The 21,533-nt window shown below is 65.9% G+C and carries 19 protein-coding genes; 11 read left to right on the top strand and 8 right to left on the bottom strand.

Annotated elements, in window-relative coordinates:
* Nucleotides 1–46 precede the first annotated feature (46 nt).
* Entirely contained in the window at nt 47–1,189 is a 1,143-nt protein-coding gene (locus RPPS3_RS24350; protein ID WP_199852177.1) for an iron-containing alcohol dehydrogenase, read from the bottom strand.
* 278 nt (nt 1,190–1,467) lie between these two features.
* On the opposite strand from RPPS3_RS24350, the gene RPPS3_RS24345 reads away from it, so the two are divergent.
* From RPPS3_RS24345 to RPPS3_RS24305, 9 genes are all read left to right on the top strand, one after another.
* The gene (locus tag RPPS3_RS24345; RefSeq protein WP_012497916.1) at nt 1,468–2,343 is read left to right on the top strand and encodes an S-methyl-5'-thioadenosine phosphorylase; all 876 of its coding nucleotides are present in this window, start codon (nt 1,468–1,470) and stop codon (nt 2,341–2,343) included.
* Between the two features lie 111 nt (nt 2,344–2,454).
* Nucleotides 2,455–3,579, top strand: coding sequence for an S-methyl-5-thioribose-1-phosphate isomerase (mtnA, locus tag RPPS3_RS24340; RefSeq protein WP_107346345.1), 1,125 nt, complete (start codon nt 2,455–2,457; stop codon nt 3,577–3,579).
* A gap of 183 nt (nt 3,580–3,762) precedes the next feature.
* Nucleotides 3,763–4,071, top strand: coding sequence for a hypothetical protein (locus RPPS3_RS24335; RefSeq protein ID WP_011160351.1), 309 nt, complete (start codon nt 3,763–3,765; stop codon nt 4,069–4,071).
* Between the two features lie 82 nt (nt 4,072–4,153).
* Complete coding sequence (locus RPPS3_RS24330; RefSeq protein WP_107346344.1) at nt 4,154–4,492, top strand: PepSY domain-containing protein; 339 nt, start codon at nt 4,154–4,156, stop codon at nt 4,490–4,492.
* Nucleotides 4,492–5,157, top strand: coding sequence for a response regulator transcription factor (locus RPPS3_RS24325; protein WP_107346761.1), 666 nt, complete (start codon nt 4,492–4,494; stop codon nt 5,155–5,157). The genes RPPS3_RS24330 and RPPS3_RS24325 overlap by 1 nt, the downstream gene beginning before the upstream one ends.
* Nucleotides 5,154–6,530 carry a sensor histidine kinase gene (locus tag RPPS3_RS24320; protein ID WP_107346343.1) on the top strand — a complete coding sequence of 459 codons (1,377 nt, stop codon included), beginning with the start codon at nt 5,154–5,156 and terminating at the stop codon, nt 6,528–6,530. The genes RPPS3_RS24325 and RPPS3_RS24320 overlap by 4 nt, the downstream gene beginning before the upstream one ends.
* Before the next feature lie 88 nt (nt 6,531–6,618).
* On the top strand, nt 6,619–8,505 hold the full coding sequence (gene htpG, locus RPPS3_RS24315; RefSeq protein WP_107346342.1) for a molecular chaperone HtpG: 1,887 nt from the start codon (nt 6,619–6,621) through the stop codon (nt 8,503–8,505).
* Nucleotides 8,506–8,592: 87 nt separating this feature from the next.
* The gene (locus RPPS3_RS24310; RefSeq protein WP_107346341.1) at nt 8,593–10,278 is read left to right on the top strand and encodes an outer membrane beta-barrel protein; all 1,686 of its coding nucleotides are present in this window, start codon (nt 8,593–8,595) and stop codon (nt 10,276–10,278) included.
* An 85-nt stretch (nt 10,279–10,363) separates the two neighbouring features.
* A complete protein-coding gene (locus RPPS3_RS24305) occupies nt 10,364–11,557 on the top strand; it encodes an ABC transporter substrate-binding protein (protein ID WP_107346340.1) in 1,194 nt (397 codons plus the stop codon).
* Nucleotides 11,558–11,747: 190 nt separating this feature from the next.
* Here RPPS3_RS24305 and RPPS3_RS24300 read toward each other — a convergent pair whose 3' ends face one another.
* The 4 genes from RPPS3_RS24300 to RPPS3_RS24285 all read right to left on the bottom strand — a co-directional run bounded on the left by RPPS3_RS24300 (nt 11,748) and on the right by RPPS3_RS24285 (nt 16,401).
* Complete coding sequence (locus RPPS3_RS24300; protein WP_107346339.1) at nt 11,748–12,140, bottom strand: MAPEG family protein; 393 nt, start codon at nt 12,138–12,140, stop codon at nt 11,748–11,750.
* A gap of 67 nt (nt 12,141–12,207) precedes the next feature.
* Nucleotides 12,208–13,296, bottom strand: coding sequence for a lipocalin-like domain-containing protein (locus RPPS3_RS24295; protein ID WP_107346338.1), 1,089 nt, complete (start codon nt 13,294–13,296; stop codon nt 12,208–12,210).
* The gene (locus RPPS3_RS24290; protein WP_107346337.1) at nt 13,286–15,751 is read right to left on the bottom strand and encodes an FtsX-like permease family protein; all 2,466 of its coding nucleotides are present in this window, start codon (nt 15,749–15,751) and stop codon (nt 13,286–13,288) included. The genes RPPS3_RS24295 and RPPS3_RS24290 overlap by 11 nt, the downstream gene beginning before the upstream one ends.
* Entirely contained in the window at nt 15,748–16,401 is a 654-nt protein-coding gene (locus tag RPPS3_RS24285; RefSeq protein ID WP_107346760.1) for an ABC transporter ATP-binding protein, read from the bottom strand. Before RPPS3_RS24285 ends, RPPS3_RS24290 begins: the two co-directional genes overlap by 4 nt.
* A 272-nt stretch (nt 16,402–16,673) precedes the next feature.
* On the opposite strand from RPPS3_RS24285, the gene RPPS3_RS24280 reads away from it, so the two are divergent.
* Nucleotides 16,674–17,960: an MFS transporter gene (locus RPPS3_RS24280; RefSeq protein ID WP_107346336.1), complete on the top strand. Its 1,287-nt coding sequence runs from the start codon at nt 16,674–16,676 to the stop codon at nt 17,958–17,960.
* Nucleotides 17,961–18,078: 118 nt separating this feature from the next.
* On the opposite strand, the gene RPPS3_RS24275 is transcribed toward RPPS3_RS24280, so the two are convergent.
* The gene (locus tag RPPS3_RS24275; protein WP_107346335.1) at nt 18,079–19,299 is read right to left on the bottom strand and encodes an ABC transporter substrate-binding protein; all 1,221 of its coding nucleotides are present in this window, start codon (nt 19,297–19,299) and stop codon (nt 18,079–18,081) included.
* 235 nt (nt 19,300–19,534) lie between these two features.
* Here RPPS3_RS24275 and RPPS3_RS24270 point away from each other — a divergent pair, with 235 nt between their 5' ends.
* Nucleotides 19,535–20,791, top strand: a complete 1,257-nt coding sequence (locus tag RPPS3_RS24270) for an ATP-grasp domain-containing protein (RefSeq protein ID WP_107346334.1) — start codon at nt 19,535–19,537, stop codon at nt 20,789–20,791.
* Nucleotides 20,792–20,820: 29 nt separating this feature from the next.
* Here RPPS3_RS24270 and RPPS3_RS24265 read toward each other — a convergent pair whose 3' ends face one another.
* Both RPPS3_RS24265 and RPPS3_RS24260 read right to left on the bottom strand, forming a co-directional pair.
* A complete protein-coding gene (locus tag RPPS3_RS24265; RefSeq protein ID WP_107346333.1) occupies nt 20,821–21,015 on the bottom strand; it encodes a hypothetical protein in 195 nt (64 codons plus the stop codon).
* Nucleotides 21,016–21,187: 172 nt separating this feature from the next.
* Nucleotides 21,188–21,475 (bottom strand): hypothetical protein, encoded by a 288-nt coding sequence (locus RPPS3_RS24260; protein WP_107346332.1) that lies wholly within the window; start codon nt 21,473–21,475, stop codon nt 21,188–21,190.
* Nucleotides 21,476–21,533: the final 58 nt, after the last annotated feature.

Below are 21,533 nucleotides of genomic sequence, written 5' to 3'. Positions count from 1 at the left end.
ATTGCTTCGTCGCTTCGCTCCTCGCAATGACGGCGATGGTGATGGCTCACGCCGCGAGCTCCAGGATCTCGCGGACCTGCGCCGGTCCATCGATTGGGCGCGGATTGCGCGGCACCCATGGGGTGCCCATTGCCTGGGAGGCGATCCGCTCGAAATGCTCGGGCCCGACGTTCACTTCGCGCAAGCTGCGCGGCATGCCGAGCACCCGGATCAGCGCGTCGAGCACGTCGCCGGCGTCTTCGCCGGGATGGCCCATCGCGGCGGCGACCAGCGCCTGGCGGTCGCGGTTGGCGGACTTGTTCCAGCGCATCACCGCCGGCAGCATGATGCAGGAGGTGTGGCCGTGCGGCACGTCGAACACCGCGCCGAGCACGTAGCCGATGCCGTGGCTGGCTCCCATCGGCACGCCGGACGACAGCGCGCCCATCGACAGCCAGGTGCCGATCTGACAATCGAGCCGGGCGTCGAGGTCGGTCGGATCGGCTTTGACGCGCGGCAGTCCCGCGGCGAGCATCGAAAGGCCGCGCAGCGCCTGGGCGTCGCCGTAAGGGTGCGCCTCGCGCGAGCAGATCGCTTCGACGCAGTGGTCGACCGCGCGGATGCCGGTCGACAGAAACAGCCATTCCGGCGTGTGCAGGGTAATGGCCGGATCGAGGATCGCGGCGCGCGGCATCGTCAGCGGATGCGCCAGCTTCTCCTTGACCCTCGTGGCCTCGTTGGTGACGCCTGCAATGGCACTGAATTCGCCGCCCGAGATTGTGGTCGGCACGCTGATCTGCCGGACTTTGGGGGCAACCGGCGCGTTGATGTTACGGACGCGGTCGATCTCGGCGGCAGTCGAGATGTCGTTGGCGAGGCAGATCTGCACCGCCTTGGCGCCGTCGGTGATCGAGCCGCCGCCGACGGTGACGATGATGTCGGCCTGGATGGCGCGAGCCTGTTCGGTGGCCGCGATCACTGCCGCGCGCGGCGTATGCGCCGGCATTGCGTCGAACACCCCGGCGCAGCGGCTGCCGAGCGCGTCTTTGATCTTGGCGATTTCATCGGTGGTGCGGTTCAGCGTGCCCGACACCATCAGCAGCGCGCGCTGCGCCCCGATGCGGTCGAGCTGAGCGGCGAGCGCGTCCGCCGCGGGCTGACCGTAGACAACCTCCTCCATGGCGCCGAACACGACGCGTCCAGTCATCACGTTGTTTCTCTCCCCTTGGCCGCTTTTGCGTGGCCTTAGCGACGATCCTAATCCGATCGTCGTAGGTTCGGGAACAGGAAAATTCGTCGCGGCGACGGCGCGTCATGGGCGTGTCCGACAACGCGGTAAGATAAGACGTTTGGCTGATCCGCCGCCGTAAGGGGTTGTCGCTGCCCCGCCCGCATGTTGAATGCGGCGGCAGATTTGTTGTGACGCGTTTTCTTCACGCGAACCGGTGACCACTTCGCTCGAAAACGCTTTCGTCGGGGAGACAGTCCATGACTAAGGCCGTGCTCGGCATTATCGGCGGCTCCGGGATCTATGATTTGCCCGGGCTGGAAGACGTCCGAGAGGAAGCGATCGCGAGCCCGTGGGGGCAGCCGTCTTCCGCGGTGCGGCGCGGCAATATCGCCGGCCTGCCGATCGTGTTTATGCCGCGCCATGACAAGGGCCACCGGCTGTCGCCCTCCGACATCAACTACCGCGCCAATATCGACGTGCTGAAGCGCGCCGGCGTCACCGACCTGATCTCGCTGTCGGCCTGCGGTTCGTTCAAGGAAGAGCTGCCGCCCGGCACCTTCGTGCTGGTCGATCAGTTCGTCGACCGCACCTACAAGCGCGAAAGCTCGTTCTTCGGCAAAGGCTGCGTCGCCCACGTCTCGATGGCGCACCCGGTGAGCCCGCGGCTGCGCATCCACCTTGCGGCTGCGGCGGAGGCCGAGGGCATTCCGGTAGCGCGCGGCGGCACCTATCTGTGCATGGAAGGTCCGCAGTTCTCCAGCTATGCGGAGAGCATGACCTACAAGCAGCTCGGCTATTCGGTGATCGGCATGACCAACATGCCGGAGGCCAAGCTCGCCCGTGAGGCGGAAATTTGCTACGCGACGGTGGCGATGGTCACCGATTTCGACTGCTGGCACCCGGACCATGACGCGGTGACGGTGCAGGACATCGTCCGCGTTCTCACTTCCAACGCCGAGAAGGCCAAGAGCCTGGTGGCGCGGTTGGCGCAGGACTTCCCGCGCGAGCACGAGGAATGCCCGATAGGCTCCGACCGCGCCCTCGATGCCGCCTTCATTACCGCCCCCGAAGCGCGTGATCCGGAACTGCTGAAGAAGCTCGACGCGGTGGCCGGGCGGGTTTTGAAGGCGTAAACCTCGTCATTGCGAGGAACGGAAGCGACGAAGCAATCCAGTGCTTGGCGTGTGAACTTCTGGACTGCTTCGCTTCGCTCGCAATGACCGATTCGATCTCAGCGAGGCACCATGAAAGTCGACGGCAAGCATACCCGCACGATCTGGCTCGAGGCTGATGGCTGGACCGTCGGCACTATCGATCAGCGCCGGCTGCCGCACGACTACGTGGTGGTGAAGCTGACCAGCTCCGATGAGGCGGCCGATGCGATCCGCACCATGCTGGTGCGCGGCGCGCCGCTGATCGGCGCGACCGCAGCCTACGGCATGGCGCTGGCAATGCGTGAGGATGCCTCCGACGCCGGGCTCGATGCCGCTTACGCCAAGCTGGTCGCCACCCGGCCGACTGCTATCAATCTGAAGTGGGCGCTCGACGAGATGCGCCGTGCGCTCGCCCCAATTCAGCCGGCGGATCGCGTTGCGGCGGCGTATCGGCGTGCCGGTGAGATCGCCGACGAAGACGTCGCGATCAATCAGGCGATCGGCGCCAGCGGCCTGAAGCTGATCGAGGCGATCGCGGCGACCAAGAAACCCGGCGAACGCGTCAACGTGCTGACCCATTGCAATGCCGGCTGGCTCGCGACCGTGGATTGGGGCACCGCCACCGCGCCGATCTATCAAGCGTTCGATGCTGGTATTCCCATCCATGTGTATGCTGACGAGACCCGCCCGCGTAACCAGGGCGCGTCGCTGACCGCCTGGGAGCTCGGCCATCACGGTGTCGACCACACCGTGATTCCGGACAATACCGGCGGCCATCTGATGCAGCACGGGATGGTCGATATCGTCATCGTCGGCACCGACCGCGTCACCGCGGATGGCGATGTCTGCAACAAGATCGGCACCTATCTGAAGGCGCTGGCAGCGGCCGACAACAAGGTGCCGTTCTATGTCGCGCTGCCGTCGCCGACGATCGACTTCACTATCCACGACGGCGTCCGCGAAATCCCGATCGAGCAGCGCGAGGCCGCGGAAGTGACCGACATGACCGGCCGTACCAGTGACGGCCGGATCGAGACGGTGCGGATCGTGCCGCAAGGCTCCAAGGTCGCCAATTACGGCTTCGACGTCACCCCGGCGCGCCTGGTCACCGGCCTGATCACCGAGCGCGGCGTGCTGAAAGCCGACCGGGCCGCGCTGGCTGCCGCCTTCCCGGAACGGGTGGCACAGGCCAAGGAACTCCTGCAGGCGTCCTGAGTTCGTTCGGCTACGGCTTTTCGGCCCGGAGCGCACCACCTCACCGGTATTGCTGCCTCGAAACGGCGTGCCGCGCGGCCGATCGCCGCGTAACCCTGTGGAAACGCTCTCGCGCTCGCCACCTTTGTGGCTATGCTGGATTCGCGCCGGAGCCGACCCGCGCGCGCCCCAAGGACTCGCATCATGACCGATCAATCCAGGCCGCCGGAGCGGCCGCGCTATGAGCCGGAGATCATTCCGCCGGGACAGACCCACGATCCGATGGGGACTCGGATATTCATCGACCAGAACACCACCGAGCACGTCTTCGTCGGCAAAGTCGGGCCGCTCGGGCTGTTTTTGATGGCGCTGGCGATCGGGGCGGTGATTGCGGTGGTGCTCGTGCTGCTGCTCGGGGCGTTCCTGTTATGGATTCCGGTCGTCGGCCTGCTGATCGCCGCCGGGCTGGTGGCCGGGGTGCTGCGGCCGTTGTTCTCGCGGAACGGCGGCTGACGGCGGGTTTGATTATTGTCAGCGAGCGGTCAGCGGCCGGGCGCCAGACTGGCGGTTTCGAAAGGAGCCGGCCGAAGCACCGATGGGGCGCCCGTTCATTTTCATCTTCGCAGCCCTGATCGCCGCGGCACCGCTGCCGTCGGCGCGCCTGCTGGCGCATGAGCACAATCACGGCGCCCACGACCACCGCCAGGATCATGACGAAGCCCGCCTCGCCGTCGAGCGCGGCGAAATCCGCCCCCTCGCCGAACTGCTCGGCCAGATTCGCGACAAACTCCCCGGCGAGATCACCGGCGTCGAGATCGAACGCCACCACGATCAGTGGCTGTACGAATTCATCGTGGTCGACAAGGCCGGCCGGCTGTACGAAGTCTATGTCGATGGGCGCAGTGGCGAGATCCGGCGCACCAAGGAGAAATGATGCGGGTGCTGGTGGTCGAGGACGACAGCCGGATCGCGTCGGAGCTGGCGCGCGGCCTCGGCGAAGCCGGTTACCTTACCGAGATCGTCGGTGACGGCGAAGAGGCGTGGTTTCGCGGCGATACCGAAGATTATGCCGCCATCATCCTCGACCTCGGTCTGCCCGGGCTCGACGGGCTCACCATCCTGAAGCGCTGGCGCGACAACGGCCGCCTTACCCCGGTGCTGATCCTCACCGCTCGCGGCAGCTGGGCCGAACGGGTCGACGGTATCGATGCCGGCGCCGACGACTATCTGCCGAAGCCGTTTCAGATGGAGGAGCTGCTGGCGCGGCTCCGCTCCATCGTGCGGCGCTCGGCCGGTCATGCCTCGTCGGTGGTCACCATCGGCGAGGTTACGCTCGACGAGCGGCAGATGCAGGTCAGCGTCGGCGGCAAGCCGGTGTCGCTGTCACCGCTGGAATACCGGCTGGCGTCCTATCTGGTACTGCATCGCGGCCGGGTGGTGTCGCAATACGAGCTGGCCGAGAACATCTACGGCCAGGACGACGCCCATGATTCCAACGCCATCGAGGTGCTGGTCGGTCGGGTTCGCCGCAAGATCGGCACTGAGCTGATCGAGACCCGACGCGGCTTCGGTTACATCGTGCCGGACGAGCGTCCATGAAGCACAGCTCGCTGCGGCTGCGGTTGATCGCCGGCGGTGCCGCGGCGATCCTGATCGCGCTGAGCATCGCCGGCTTCGCGCTCACCATCCTGTTCGAGCGCCACGTCACCCGCACCATCGCGGACGATCTCGAAGTGTCGCTGAAGCAGCTGCTCGCCGGCATCGAGGCCGGACCGGATGGCCGGCTTGCGGTGGTGCGTCCGCCGACCGATCCGCGGTTCTCCGAGCCGCTGTCGGGACTGTACTGGCAGGTTGGCGACGACGGTGATCAGCTCGTCCGCTCGCGCTCGCTGTGGGACGACCGGCTGACGGTGCCGATTGATCAGCCCGGCCCCGGGGAGGTGCATCACCACGACATCGCCGGCCCGTTCGGCTCGCGTCTGTCGATCGTCGAGCGCCGCGTGCAGCTCACCATGGGCGGTAAGAGCGTCCCGATTCGGGCCGCGGTGGCGGTCGATCTGGCGCGGGTCGATGCGGCCGGCAAGGCGTTCGCGCGCGATCTCGTGGTCGCGCTCGGCGTGTTCGGCGTGGTGCTGGCGCTCGCCACCTCGGTGCAGGTGATGCTCGGCTTGCGGCCGCTCGCGGCGCTACGCCGGGACGTTGCCGCGATCCGCTCCGGCCGCAGCCGCCGGCTGCCCGAGGCGGTGCCGGACGAAGTCCGCCCGCTGGTCGAGGAGGTCAACGCGCTACTCGAAGCCCAGGCGCGCGAGATCGAGCGCTCGCGCGACCGCGCCGCCGATCTCGCCCATGGCCTGAAGACGCCGCTGGCCGCGCTCGCCGGCGCGGCGGCGCGGCTGCGCGAGCGCGGTGAGGACAAGCTCGCACGCGATATCGAAGCGGTGGGCGCGGCGATGAGCCGGCATGTCGACCGCGAGCTGGCGCGGGCCCGGCTGCGCGGCGCGGTACGGCGCGGGGAGAGCGTGGCGGTCGAGCTGCTGCCGCTGGTGCGCTCTCTGGTGACGATCCAGTCGCGCACCCCGGCCGGTCGCGCGATCGACTACGCCATCGAGGTCGCCGACTATGTGGCGGTGCCGATCGAGCGCACCGATCTCGCCGAGGTGCTCGGCAATCTGCTCGACAATGCCACCCGACACGCCAAGTCCAGGGTCCGGATCGGCACCGCCTGCGACGCCGACGAATTTTGCATCGTGATCGAAGACGACGGCGAGGGCTTGGACGAAGCGGCGCGCACCGAGGTGCTGTCGCGCGGCATCCGGCTCGATCAGCGCGGCGAGGGCGCCGGGCTGGGCCTTGCCATTGTCCAGGACGTGCTCGACGCCTATGGCTGGGGCCTGCGGCTGTCGCGCTCCGAACTCGGCGGTCTCAAAGCCTGCTGCTGCTCCGCGGTGGCCTCGGCCGGTCCGGGCATCTAGGCCGGCGCGGCGATCTTGCCATCGCGCCCGCCAGCGCTATATCCCGGTTTTCCCTCACATTCCTTCTCCAGGACCAGCGACATTCGCCATGACCATGACTGATACCGCCAGCGAGACGAAGCCGTTCCAGGCTGAAGTGGCCGAGCTTTTGAACCTGATGGTGCACTCGGTCTATTCCGAGACCGACATCTTCCTGCGCGAGCTGATTTCGAACGCGTCGGACGCGCTCGACAAGCTGCGCTACGAGTCGATCGCAAAGCCCGAGCTGATGGAAAAGGGCGGCGAGCCGAAGATCCGGATCATCCCAAAGAAGGCGCCCGACACCCTGACGATCGTCGACAACGGCATCGGCATGGACCGTCAGGAGTTGATCGACAATCTCGGCACCATCGCCAAGTCCGGCACCAAATCCTTCATCTCCAAGCTCACCGAGACCAAGGACAGCGCCGGCCTGATCGGCCAGTTCGGCGTCGGCTTCTACGCCGCCTTCATGGTGGCCGATAAGATCACCGTCACCAGCCGCCGCGCCGGCTCGAACGATGTGTGGACCTGGACGTCCGCCGGCGGCGCCGGCTTCGAGATCGCCCCTGCATCCGAAGAGGCGGCAGCGCGGGTCGAGCGCGGCACCGAGATCGTGCTGCACCTGAAGCCTGACGCGTCGAAATATCTCGAAGACTGGCAGATCGAACGGATCGTCACCGAGTACTCGGACAACATCCAGTTCCCGATCGAGCTAGTGCCGGAAGAGGGCGAGCCGCGTCAGATCAATTCGGCGAGCGCGCTGTGGCAGCGCTCGAAGTCGGAGCTGAGCGAGGACGACTACAAGCAGGCCTACAAGCAGATCGCGGGCGCCTTCGACGAGCCGGCGATGACGCTGCATTATCGCGCCGAGGGCCGGCAGTCCTATGCGGTGCTGCTGTTCGCGCCGTCGACCAAGCCGTTCGATCTGTTCGAGCCGGAGCGCAAGGGCAAGATCAAGCTCTATGTCCGCCGCGTCTTCATCACCTCGGAAGCCGAGTTGCTGCCGCCCTACCTGCGCTTCCTGCGCGGCGTGATCGACTCCGAGGATCTGCCGCTCAACCTGTCGCGCGAGATGCTGCAGAAGAATCCGCAGCTCGCGCAGATCCGCACCGCGGTGACCGGCAAGGTGATCAGCGAGCTGGAAAGCCTCGCCGAGAAGAAGCCGGAGGACTTCACCAAGATCTGGGATTCGTTCGGCCCGGTGCTGAAGGAAGGCCTGTACGAGGACTTCGAGCGCCGCGAGAAGCTGCTGTCGCTGGCCCGCTTCACCACCACGGCCGGTGAGAAGCGCTCGCTGAAGCAGTATGTCGAGGCGATGAAGGAGAACCAGACCGAGATCTACTATTTGGTCGGCGACTCGCTGGAACGGCTGAAGTCCAACCCGAAGCTGGAATCGGCCACCGCGCGCGGCATCGAAGTGCTGCTGCTGACCGATCCGGTTGATGCGTTCTGGACCTCCGCGCAGCTCGATTTCGGCGGCAAGCCGCTGAAGTCGCTGAGCCAGGGCGACGTCAATTTCGATCTGATCCCGAAGCTGGAGCAAGACCAGGACAAGGACACGAAGGACGAGACCAAGGCCGACGAGGCTACCGTGATCGCGGTGATCAAGGACGCGCTCGGCGATCGCGTTTCCGACGTCAAAGCCTCGCAGCGGCTGACGTCGAGCGCATCGTGTCTGGTCGCTGGCGGCATGGGGCCGGATCGCGAACTCGAGAAGCTGCTGGCGCGCGCCAATAAAGGCGCCGGCTCCAAGCCGATCCTCGAGATCAATCTGCAGCATCCGCTGGTTGCGACGCTCGGCGATACCAAGACCGACAAGGCGGAAGCCGCCGATCTTGCGTTCTTGCTGCTCGAACAGGCGCAGATCCTCGACGGCGAACTGCCCGAAGATCCCGCCGCCTTCGCCAGCCGGCTCAACCGGCTGGTGCTGCGTGGCGTGGTTGCGCATGGTTAGCAGCTAGCTAACAAACAGGGTTACCACTTTTTTAATCCCTAGCGCGCACTCTGCTCGGCATCGTTGTGCCGAGCAGAGTGTGTTGCCATGAGTCGAATCCTTGTTACCGCCGCCATGCTCGCGACGGTAATTGCGCCGGCCGCAGCGGCCGACATGCCGCGCTTTCCTCCGCTCATGCCGGTGGCGCCGGTGTCGTGGAACTGGGCCGGTCTGTATTGGGGCGTTCATGTCGGCGGCAGCTTCGGTTCGTCGAGCTTCAGCGACCCTGCCGGCCCCGGTCTTTACGGCGGCAGCGTTCGCAGCCCGGCGGCACTTGCCGGCATCCAGGTCGGCTATAACTATCAGCCGAACGCAAATTGGCTGATCGGCGTCGAGGCCGATCTCAGTTCGATGAACGCCAAGGGCACCAACACCTGCATGGCGTCGTCGGGGTTGTTCGTTTCGTCCAATTGCCGCGTCCGCCAGGATGCGTTGGCGACGCTGACCGGCCGTGCCGGATTTATCACCGGCCCCGCCGGCCGCACGCTGCTCTACGCCAAAGGCGGCGCGGCTCTCCTGAGTGAACGGCTCGACATCGCCGTCGGCTATCCGCTCGGAAACTCGACCGACGTCAACGACGGTCGTTGGGGCTGGACCATCGGCGCCGGCATCGAACGGGCGCTCGCGCCGGCCTGGTCGGTGAAGCTCGAATACAACTACGCCGATTTCGGCAGTCGTGACATGGCGACGCCGGGCAGCGAACGGCTGGTGCCGGGCGTCGGTCTTTTCGCCACGCCCCCCGGCACCAGCAAGGTCGAGCAGGACCTGCATGCGGTAAAGGTCGGCCTCAATCTGAAATTCGGCGGCGATGTCGACGCACGCTTCGACGACTATCATCTGCGCGGCTCCCAAGCCGGGATCGATGTCGTCGAACGTGGCGCGGTCGAGGTCGGCGGTCGCGTCTGGTACAGTTCGGGGCGCTTCCAGAAGGATCTCGGGGCGACCTTCGATCAGGGCACTCAGAATGTCCTGATCTCGCGATTGACCTATCAAAGCACCGCGGCATCGGGCGAGGCATTCGGTCGCGTCGATGGTCCCTACGATACCTTCCTCAAGGGCTTCGCCGGCGGCGGCACCCTGCTGAGTGGACATATGAACGACGAGGACTGGATCGCCACCGACGGCATCCCCTACTCGAATACGTTGTCCGATCCGGTCAAGGGCAGCATCGCCTATGCGACGCTCGATGTCGGTTACAATCTGCTACGCGGGTCCGACTACAAGTTCGGCGGGTTCGTGGGTTACAATTACTATCGCGAGAACAAATCGGCCTATGGCTGCATTCAGACCGCGGGCGCCACGTCGCTGGTCTGTGCTCGACCGATTTCGGCTGCCGTTCTCGCTATCACCCAGAATGACACCTGGCACTCGTTGCGGGTCGGCCTCAATGGTGAGATCGGGCTTGGCCGTGGGTTTAAGCTCTCGGCCGATGCGGCCTATCTGCCCTATGTGAAGACCTTCGGAACCGACACTCATTTGCTGCGCACGGATGTCACCGACAAGGTCTCGCCGTCGCAGGGCACCGGGCAGGGCGTTCAGCTCGAAGCCATCCTGTCGTATCAGTTGAACAGCGCTTTCAGCATTGGCGCCGGTGCGCGGTATTGGGCGATGTGGGCGACCACTAACGCCTACACCAATATCTTCGGCACGGAGTGCCCCTGTCAGACCCAGCCGGCACGCACCGAGCGCTATGGAACCTTCTTGCAAGCGGCTTACAAATTCGACGCCCTGTAACCACTGCCATTGCTGCACAATCCGCTGGGCAGCGGCAATTTTCCTAACTAAGCTGCGCGCCAACCAAAACACTGGGAGGCACGCCATGAAACTCAAACTTCTTTCCGCCGCGCTCGCGGCCACTGCCCTCGTCGCCGTCACGCCGGCCTCGGCGCAGGGCGTCAAGATCGGTATTCTCAACGACCAGTCCGGCGTCTATGCCGACTACGGCGGCAAGTGGTCGCTCGAAGCCGCCAAGATGGCGGTCGAGGATTTCGGCGGCGAAGTGCTCGGGCAGAAGATCGAGCTGATCTCCGCCGACCATCAGAATAAGCCCGACAACGCCGTGGCGATCGCGCGCAAATGGTACGACGTCGACGGCGTCGACATGATCACCGAGCTCACCACGTCGTCGGTAGCGCTGGCGATCCAGGATCTGTCGAAGGAAAAAAAGAAGATCGACATCGTGGTCGGCGCCGCGACCTCGCGGATCACCGGCGATGCCTGCCAGCCTTACGGGTTCCATTGGGCGTTCGACACCCACGCGCTCGCGGTCGGAACCGGCGGTGCGCTGGTGAAGGCCGGCGGCGACACCTGGTTCTTCCTCACCGCCGACTACGCGTTTGGCTACGCGCTGGAGAAGGACACCAGCGAGATCGTGCTGGCGAGCGGCGGCAAGGTGCTCGGCTCGGTGCGGCATCCGCTGAATTCGTCGGACTTCTCCTCGTTCCTGCTGCAGGCGCAGGCATCGAAAGCCAAGGTGGTCGGTCTCGCCAATGCCGGCCTCGACACCGCCAATTCGATCAAGCAGGCCTCTGAATTCGGCATCGTCGCCGGCGGCCAGAAGCTGGCAGGTCTGCTGATGACGCTGGCCGAAGTGAACGGCCTCGGCCTCAAGGCGGCGCAGGGGCTGGTGCTGACCGAAGCCTATTATTGGGACCGCGACGACAAATCGCGCGAGTTTGCCGAGCGCTTCTTCAAGCGCACCAACCGGATGCCGAGCATGATTCAGGCCGGCACCTATTCGGCGACGCTGTCCTATCTGAAGGCGGTGAAGGCCGCCGGCACCAAGGATACCGATGCGGTGGCCAAGAAGCTGAAGGAGCTCCCGGTCGAGGATGCGTTCGCGTCCGGCAAGGTGCTGGCCAACGGCCGCTTCGTCCACGACATGTATCTGTTCGAGGTGAAGAAGCCGGAAGAGTCGAAGAAGCCGTGGGATTACTACAAGCTGCTCGCCACCGTGCCTGGCGACAAGGCATTCCCCACTGCGGCCGAGAGCGGCTGCCCGCTCACCAAGTAAGCGCTCGATCGAGCCGCTGAAGTGAAAGCCGGCGCGAGCGCTGCGCAACCTCTCCCGCTTGCGGGAGAGGTTGGATCGCGCAGCGATCCGGGTGAGGGCACTCCTCTCGGCGGATCGCTGAGTCACTGCCTGGGGCGCCCTCACCCCAACCCTCTCCCGCAAGCGGGAGAGGGAGCTCGCTATGCTCGGATCAAGCCCCCAACATCTGGTGCACGACGCCGTATACCGAACCGCCCCACAGGAAGGCGGTCGCTACCATCTGCACCGCAAAGCCGAGGCCGCGCTTCTCGGGGGCTTCGGCATAGCCCAGCATGTAGAGAATCCGCCCGATGATCCACACCGCGCCCGCCGCGGCCGCGAAGGCGTCGCTCAGATAGTACGCGAACAGCCACAGCGACGGCAGGAAGATCGGCATCCATTCCAGCGTATTGGCCTGCACGCGAAACACCCGCTCGAAATCCGGGTGGCCGGAAATCGCCGGCGCCTTGACGCCATACAGCATCCGCGCGCGCGCGACCTGCACCGAGGTGTAGAAATAGAACATCAACGCCAGAAGGGTGGCGATCGTGGTGTAATGAAACATCCAAGGGCTCCCAGACTAGGTTCGTTCTTGCCCGGCTTGATGGCCGCCGGTTGTGCGCAGCTTGAACTCAATATCCGGTCATCTCAAGATACCCGAAGCCGCTCCGGTTACCGTTGAACGCAATCGGCCCTTCCCAATACGGGAAGCTGGTCCCCATCCAGCTTTTCGGATTGAGCGGCGTGGTCTCGATCGCAAGGTCATGCCCGGCGACTGCCACGCGCCAGCGTGTCGGCACCTGGCGCGTCCCAATCGTGGTGACGCCGAGCGGTTCGAGCCGGATCTGATCCGGTGACAGCGGCATGGAGCGGCCATCGGTGCCGATCCAATTGCCGGCGAAGTAGTTGCTGCCGTCGCGCTGCCGTAGCCGAAACAGCATCACCTTCTCGCCGGAGGACAGATGCAGCGAGAACCAGTCCCAACCGGTCTGGTCGGAAGCGAGCGGCTGGCTCGACCATTCGCGGTCCATCCAGGCCGATCCCTCGACCGCAATGGAGCGACCGTCGAGCGTCAGCGTGCCGAAGGCGGTGAAATACGGCTGGCTGTAGTAGTACGACGCCTGGCCGCGCTCGGACTTGCGCGAGTAGCCGTTGTCGCCCTGCAGCACCAGCGGCCGATCGGCGCTCAGCCGCAATGCGTAGCTGAAATCGGTGCCGCGCGCGGTCACCGTGAGCGGCGACAGCGTCGCTGCCACCAGCGATGGATCGCCCTGCATCGCCCAATCGTCGATCATGGCCTTGAACGGCGAGGCCTCGACCCCTGCGACGCCGACCCCGCCGCGCGAAAACTTCTCGGCGAAACGATGGATGTCGGCGCTGGTGACGGCAGCATGTGCCATCCAGATCTGCTGGTTGGCCCAGCCGCTGCGTTGCGGGCCCGGCGTCATGGCCTGGCGGAACAGGGTCCACTGCGCCCCATAGGCGTTGCCGGCGGCATCCTTCAGGTTGGCGGTGAGGTACCACCACTCGATCCGGAAATCCGGATGCGGACCATGGTCGTCGGGAAACGCCAGCGTGCGGCCCGGCACCACAGGAGCAAATCCCCCGGCGTCGCTGCCGAGGCCGGCAAAGCCCTGCGCCCACGCCCGCTGTGCGGCGAGAGATGCGGCAACAAGGCCGCCGGTGAAGACGCGGCGGCTGATCCGGCCTCTAGCGCTCATCGGCAAACACCTTCACCAGCCGCGCCGGCTGCATCCGCATCAGCTTCAGGATCGGCAGCGCCGCCGCCAACAACGTCGCCAACAGAGCGACGCCGACCAGCTTGGCCAGTTCGAACGGAAACACCTCGAACGGCAGCCGCCAGCCGAACGCTTTGACGTTGACGACGGCGATCAGGCACCACGCCACCATCAGCCCGAGCGGCAGCGCCACCAGCGCGGTGATCGCCGCCATCGCCAGCGTCTTCGTCAGTTCGATCAGCGCCAGCCGGCGGCGGGTGATGCCGATCGCCCACAGCGGCGCGACCTGCGGCAGCCGCGACGCGCCCAGCGTCAGCAGGCTGGTCAGCAGTGCCACGCCCGCAATGCCGAGCGTGAAAGCGTTGAGCGCGGTGGTGACTGCGAAAGTGCGGCTGAAGATCTGCTTGGAGATCGCCTTCAGGGTCGACTGATCAGCGAGGCTGCGCTCCCCGAGCGCGAAGCTGCTGCGCAGGTCGGCGATCAGTGTGGGCACTTTTGCAGGATCGACCCGCAGCCCGAACCTGGTCTTGGCCACGTCGGGGAAATGCGTCACCAGCGCGCCGAACGCCACGCCGAGCTGGCCGCGCGGATTGCCGTAGTCGGCATAGATCCCCACCACCTCGACCGGCCACGGGCCGCGGTCGCTCGGCACGACGATGCGGTCGCCGAGCTTGACGCCGAGCCGGCGCCACAGCTGTTCGCTGACCAGCGCCGCATCGCCTCGTGCGACGCGGTCCCAGACGTCTGTGGTGTGCTCGAGCAGCGGCCAGTGATCACGATAGGTCGCATCGTCGGCGAAGCCGATCAGCTCCACCGGCTGGCCCTGCAGCTTCACCTCGGCACGAGCACCGGGCAGCAGAGACCTGACTTCGGGACGCCCCTTCAGCCAAGCCTTGATCTCGGTCGCCTGCTGATCGGTGGCCGCATTGAGATAGACCTCCGCGGCGAGCCGGCCGTCGAGCCAGCGCTGGAAGGTGCGGCTGAAGCTCTCGACCATGGTGCCGACGCCGACATTGACGCCGAGCGCGAGCAGCAGCGCCATCAGCGCCAGCGACAGGCCGGAGAGCTGCAGCCGGCTGTCGGCCCAGAACCACGTCGTCAGCGGCCCGCGCGCCAGCTTCTCGCCGAGCGCCAGCACCAGCCCGAGGATCGCCGGCAGTCCGAGCGCGGCGCCGAGCAGGATCGCGGCCAGCACCGCAAAGCCCGACAGCAGCGAGTCGCCGAACCACAGGAATCCGAAGCCGGCGGCGAACACCGCAAGCGCGGCTGCGCCCTGCACGATCAGCCAGCGATACTGCGCCTGCTGCCATGCGTAAGGCTGCGCGGCGGCGAGCACCGGAAGCCGTGCGGCCTTGACCAGCGCTGCGGAGGCTGCCGCGAGGGTGCCGAGAATGCTGATGGCGATGCCGGCGAGCCACCACTCTGGCCGCAGCGACAGCTCGCCGGGAATCTGCGCGCCGTACAGGCCGCGCAAGGTGGCGGCAACGTCGGGCAGCAGCGTCGCGGCGATCAGATAGCCGCAGACCAGACCGATCAGGCCGGCGAGCAGGGCGATGAGGCACAGCTCGATCACCATCACGGCGTTGAGCTGCTGCGCCGAGGCGCCGCAGGCCCGCAAGGTGCGTAGCATCGGGCGGCGCTGCTCGAACGCCAGCCCGATCGCCGAATTGACGATGAACAGCCCCACCAAAAATGAGAGCAGCCCGAACGCCGTGAGGTTGAGGTGGAAGCTGTCGGTGAGGCGTTCAAGCTCAGTGGCTGCATCCGGCTGATCGAGCTGCAGTCTATCGCCGACGATGTCGCGCAGCGGCGGACGCGAACCGCTGGGCTTGCTGCCGAGCAGTAGCCGCGACAGCCGGTCCGGCATGTCGAGCAGCTTCTGCGCAAGGCCGATATCGACCACCAGCACGCCGGGGGCGATTTCGGCCTGCGGCTTCAGCGGCGGCAGATGCTGGCCGTTCGGCAACTCGGGCGTGGCGCCTTCGGCCAGGCCGAATTCGCGCAGCGTCTCCGGCGCGATCAGCGTCTGGCCGGGCGGCAGGATGAAGCCCTGCAGGTCGCCGGTGCCGAGCGCCGGCGCGGTGCGGGCTTCGACCGGCAGCGACAGCGGTTCGACGCCGAGCAGCCGCAGCGACCGGCCGCTGAGCCGGAGCGCGCCTTCGACCGCCGGTGACACCTGCCAGCCGGCACGGCGCAGATCGACATAGAGTTGCTGTGCGAAGCTGCCGCCGTCACGCGCTACCAGCGTCGCGGTGCGGTTGCCGCCGAGCGCCGCGGCGGCGCGGTCGTAGCTGAGGCGCGCCTGCGCGTTCAGCGCCTGCACGCCGCTCCACAAGGCAGTCGCTGAGATCAGGCCGATCGCCAGGGTCGCGAGCTGCATCGGATGCCGTCGCCAGTGGCTGAGCAGCACGGCGAGGATCCACAGCGCGCGCCTCAATGGATCAGCCCCGCGTGCAGATGCACCCTGCGATCGAGCATGCCGGCGAGACGTTCGCTGTGCGTCACCATCAGGAAGCCGCAGCCGGTGCGGCGGACCAGATCGGTGGCGAGCGCCAGCACATCGTCGGCGGTTGCTTCGTCGAGATTGCCGGTCGGCTCGTCGGCGAGCAGCAGCAGCGGCTTGATCGCCAGCGCGCGGCCGATCGCGACGCGCTGCTGCTGGCCGCCGGAGAGTTGCTCCGGGTAGCGCTTCAGCAAGGCGCCGAGCCCCAGCCGCTCGATCAACTCGCTACGCCACGCCTCATCATGGCGGCCGGCGAGGCGAGCCTGGAATACCAGATTGTCGGCGACCGTCAGGCTTGGGATCAGATTGAACTGCTGAAACACCAAGCCCAGCCGCTCGCGGCGGAAGGCGGCGCGTTCGGCGTCCGGCATGGTCGAGATCGTCGCTTCGCCGAAGGTGATGGCGCCGCTGTCGGGCTGATCGAGGCCGGCGATCAGATGCAGCAAGGTCGACTTGCCGCTGCCGGACTCGCCAGTCAGCGCCACGCTCTCACCCGGCTGCACCGCGAGGTCGACGCCGCGCAGCACCGCGACACGGTCCTGGCCGGACACATAGGATTTGGTGAGACCGGAGACGATCAGCATGAGCGCAGTCCGCGCAGCGTGGCGATCACAGCGCGTCGCACGCGCCGGCGCGATCCGGTCATTCTTGCCTTCCAGTCTGTCGTCATTGGCCTGAAGGATATGGGGCGCGGCGCCGGTCACTCAAGACGACGCGCTGTTGCGCCGCAAACAAGGTTGCGATGCACGCGAGCGCCTCGGCGGCGAATCCTGGATTGCATTCGCGCGGGAACAGCGGCAGCATTGCAAGAGGTTCGCACTAAGCGCGCCATCAAACACGATCCAGGGAGCACGCCGTGACCGCGCAGCCGACGCCGCAGGGTGCCTGGAGGATCACCTTCCTGCTGTTTCTCTTCATGGTGGTGAACTTCGCCGACAAGATCGTCGTCGGTCTCGCCGGCGTGCCGATCATGCAGGAGCTGAAGCTCTCGCCCGAACAATTCGGCCTGCTCGGCTCGTCGTTCTTCTTCCTGTTTTCGATCGCCGCAATCGTCGTCGGCTTCATCGTCAATCGCGTCGAGACCCGATGGGTGCTGCTGGCGCTGGCGCTGGTGTGGGCGGTGGCGCAGTTTCCGATGGTCGGCGAAGTCTCGTTCGCCACCTTCGTGATCTGCCGCATCATTCTCGGCGCCGGTGAAGGGCCGGCGTTCTCGGTCGCGGCGCATGCGATCTACAAATGGTTTCCCGATCATCAGCGCACGCTGCCGACCGCGATCCTGTCGCAGGGCTCGGCGTTCGGTGTGATCCTGGCGGTGCCGGCGCTCAACTGGATCATCGTCAATCACTCCTGGCACTACGCGTTCGCGGCACTCGGCATCGTCGGGCTGATGTGGGCGGTGGCGTGGCTCGCGCTCGGCAAAGAGGGACCGCTGGTGCCGAGCCCGGCGGTCGCGGCGGCCGAAGTGCGAATTCCCTACGCCCGGCTGCTGACCTCGCGCACCTTCATCGGCTGCGTGCTGGCGACCTTCGGCGCCTATTGGGCGCTGTCGCTCGGGCTGACCTGGTTCACCACCTTCATCATCCAGGGGCTGGGGTTCAGCCAGCATCAGGCCGGCCTCATCTCGATCACCCCGTGGGTGTTCGGCGCCGGCGTGGTGCTGTTCACCGGCTGGCTGTCGCAGCGGCTGATGCAGCGCGGCGTCTCCAGCCGGATGGCGCGCGGCGTGCTCGGTGCGGCGCCGCTCCTGGTCGGCGGCGCCATCATCCTGATGCTGCCCTATATCGACAGTCCCGCTGCGCAGATCGTCGCTCTGGTGGTCGGCTCCGGCCTGTGCGGCTCGATCTACGTGGTGTGTCCGCCGATGATCGCCGAGTTCGCCCCGGTGTCGCAGCGCGGCGCCGCGATCGCGATCTACGGCGCGCTGTACACGCTGGCGGGGATCATCGCGCCCTGGGTGATGGGCAGCGTGCTGCAGCACGCCAGTTCGCTGCTGCACGGCTATGTGGTCGGCTACGCCATCAACGGCGCGGTGCTGATCGTTTCCGGCATCGCCGGCCTGGTGCTGCTATGGCCGAACACCGAGCGGGCCAGGCTGCTGCGCAGCGCCGAGCCGGTGTCTCTTGGACTCCGCAAGCCGGCCTGAGTTCGCTCTCTGGCGTGCCGAGTTTCGGCGCCTTCACCACCTTCAGATGATCCGAAAATGGAAATGGCCGGGACGAGCCCGGCCATGACGTCGTTTGATGCGTTGGGGCTGCTGAGCCTTACTGGCTCGCCGCGTCGGTGTTGAACACTTCGCCTTCCGGCACCCAGCTCTTGCCGTCGAACCGCGCGATCTGCATCTGGGTGTAGGGCGCGTAGCGGTCCGGACGGGTCGAGATCTTGATGCCCGGCAGCAGCAACGGCGCCGCGGTCGGCTTGATGTTGGTGGCCTGCTTCAGCAGGTTGTCGCGGGTGAGATTGTCGCCGCAGGCTTCCAGCGTCTTCACCGTCATGTAGGCCGAGATGTAGCCGATCACGACGCTGCTGTCGGCGATGTCGCCCTTCGGAAACGACTTGGCGAGGAATTCCTTGAATTCCTTGACGTCGGCGTCGTTCTCGAACCGCGGATCGGTCGGGGTCTTCATCGCAAGAGCGGTCAGCAGTCCGGTGGAAGCTTCGCTGCCGGCCGGCTCGAGAACACCCTTGATCGAGCTGGCGACGCTGACGACGAAGTTCAGCGGCTTCCAGTTCAGTTCATGCACCTTGCGGATCGCCTGCGCGCCGAACTTCGGCGTTGCCATCGTGAACAGCGTATCGGCGCCGGACGCCTTCAGTGCGACGATCTGCGAGTCGACGGTCGGGTCGGTGACCTCGTAGGTGACCTCCTTGACGATCATGGTCTTGGCCTTGTCGCCGAGCCCGTCCTTGAGGCCCTTGACGTAGTCCTTGCCGGCGTCGTCGTTCTGCGAGAACACGCCGAGCTTGGCGTCGGGTTTGTTCTTCAGCAGGTACTTGGCGAAGATCATGCCCTCCATCTGATAGGGCGGGTAGAGCTGCGTGGTCCAAGGAAAGTTCTTCGGATCGTCCCACTTCGCCGCGCCGGTCGAGATGAAGATCTGCGGCACCTTCTTGGCGTTGAGATATTTCTGAGTAGCCGAATTGGTCGGTGTGCCGACGGTGCCGACGATCGCCAGCACTTCTTCCTGCTCGACCAGCTTGCGGGTTTGCTCGACCGTCTTGGGCGGCGAGTAGGCGTCGTCGAGGCTGATCAAATTGATCTTGCGGCCGTTGACCCCGCCTTTGGCATTGATCATCGCGTAGTAGGCGCTCTGGACTTGTCCTTGCACGCCGTAGGCCGAGGCCGGGCCGCTATACGGCATGGTCTGGCCGATCTTGATCTCGGTGTCGGTGACGCCGGGGCCGTATTGCTTCTGGGCGAAAGCAGGCTGAGCTGCAGCGAGCGCGACGGCGCTGGCCAGGAGGAGCGAGGTGCGAATGGACAAATGTGTTTCCTCTCGTTGAAAGCCGCACTCTGCGGTGCGGGCTGAAGGTCGATCGCCCGAGCTTGTTGTTTGCGGTGCGATCTTGCTTACGGTCTCACGAGAACCGCCGCGGTTCAATTGAATTACGTGGTGACGTAGCGGCGCAGGCCGCACGCATCTGCACAAATTTCGTGAAGCGGACTAAGTGCTGCTAGACTGTCCGCCCGATGGGATCAGGGAGTATCAGTGCAACGCGATGATTGCTCCCGCAAATCGCCGGCTGCGTGTGCTGTTGTCCGAGGGCGGCAGCACCTCGGCGCGCCAGGCGATCACCGTGCTCGGCCTCGCCGGACATCACGTCGAAATCTGCGATCCGGCACCGCTATGTCTCGGCAGGTTCTCGCGCTTCGTGCGGGCGGTGCATCGCTGCCCGCCGCTGCGCCGCGATCCCGCCGGCTATCTCGATTATGTAACGGAGCTGCTGGCGGCGCGCCGGTTCGATGTGCTGTTGCCGATTCACGAGCAAGGCCTGGTGTTCGCCCGCGCTCTCGATCGCATCACAGCGCTGACCGGCGTGGCACTGCCGTCGTATGGGGGCTACCGCACCGCGGTGACCAAGGCCGGCTTCAGCCGGTTGTTGGAATCGCTCGGTCTGCCGCAGCCGCCGACCCGGATCGTGACCTCGGAGGCCGAACTGCGCGAGGCCGCTCGCCCTCCCTGCGTGATCAAGACCTCGGTCGGCACCGCCAGCCGCGGTGTCTGGCGGGTGATCGATCAAGCGACGCTCGATCAGGCGGTGCGTGAGCTGGTCGCAGCCGATGGTTTTGCCGGCGAGGTGTTGGTGCAGGACTTCGTTGAGGGCCGGATCGAGCATGCCCAGGCGGTGTTCGATCGCGGCGCACTGCTGGCGCTGCACGCCTATCGACAGGTCGCATCAGGGGCGGGCGGCGGACCGGCACGTAAGCTCAGCGTGCGGAGCGACGACATTCGTCAAGACGTCACCACGATCGGCGCAACCCTCGGCTGGCACGGCGCGCTGTCGTTCGATCTGATCCGGCCGGTGAACGATGCGCGGCCGCTCTATATCGATTGCAATCCGCGGTTGGTCGAGCCGATGAGCGCGCAGCTTGCGGGGCTCGACCTCGTCGATCTGTTGCTGCGCCTGTCGCTGGGCGAGCATCCGCCGGCGGCCGTGCCGCCGCGGGATGGTGTTCGCAGCCATCTCGGCATGCAAGCGCTGCTCGGCTGCGCGCTGGGTGGTGGCACGCGGCGTGACGTGATGCGGGAGTGCGCGCGACTGATGCTGCGGCAGTCGCCTTATGCGGGCAGTGCCGAGGAGCTGACCCCCGTGCGGCAAGATTGGTTAAGCGTCGTGCCGCTGGCCGCAACGGCTCTGATCCTGCTCGCCCAGCCAAGTCGCGCCGCAGCGCTGGCGGCCAAAGGCTGGGGCGATCATCTGCTCGATGCGGCGGCGCTGGCGCGGATCGATCAAGGATTTGGGCAAGAAGCTTGATGCGCCGACTCGTGCGCGGCGCCTGCCTGTTACAGATCCTTGGTATAGTCGTCGCGATCGCGGGACGGCCCGCAGATGTCGCCGGTCTCGTACAGATCGTCGTCCGGGGCAGGCGCGGGATTCGGCGGCGTGGGCTTGGCTTCGCCTTTCCCCTCGCTATTGCCGGATTTCTTGTCGCGTTTGGGAGCAGCGGCCTTGGACCGCTTGCGTAGGAAGCCGATCATTGGCTCTCGGTTCCGTAATGGCCGGCGCGGGTGGTCCGAAGGCGCACACGCGGCCAGCGTTGTTGTCAGCTCAGTTCAACTGCGACGACGATCCAAGATTAGACTGGTTCGTCACAGCCCGCACGCAATTTTCGCATCGTGCAATGCCGCAGTGCGATGCTTTGCGTCGCGATCAGGTTCGCCGACCTGAGCTCTGTTGATCGGCCAGCCATTCCGACAAGGGGCGCGGCTTGTCGTCTTCGACCTTCTTGGTGCCTCGCTTGGTGGGGGAGGCCGCCGTTCTGGTTCGCTTGGTCTTGCTCGATGTCGCCGATTGCGGCATCGCAGCTTCGCGGGCGAGCCGCAGGGCGCGCAGGCGCGCCATGTTGTCCAGGACCGCTTTCGCTGCGGCGTCGCGTTCGGTCTTGCCGCCGTCGCCTTCAGCGGCGCTGCCAGCGCGGTGATCGTCGTCGTTCGTCATTCTTCCAGTTCAATTGCATTCAATTCGGGAGGCGGCGTGATAGCACGAAAAAAGCCTC

This window comes from Rhodopseudomonas palustris (genome assembly GCF_003031265.1).
Lineage (GTDB): Bacteria > Pseudomonadota > Alphaproteobacteria > Rhizobiales > Xanthobacteraceae > Rhodopseudomonas > Rhodopseudomonas palustris_H.
The sequence above is the reverse complement of the archived record's forward strand: the minus strand, read 5'-3'. Positions and strand labels throughout refer to the sequence as shown.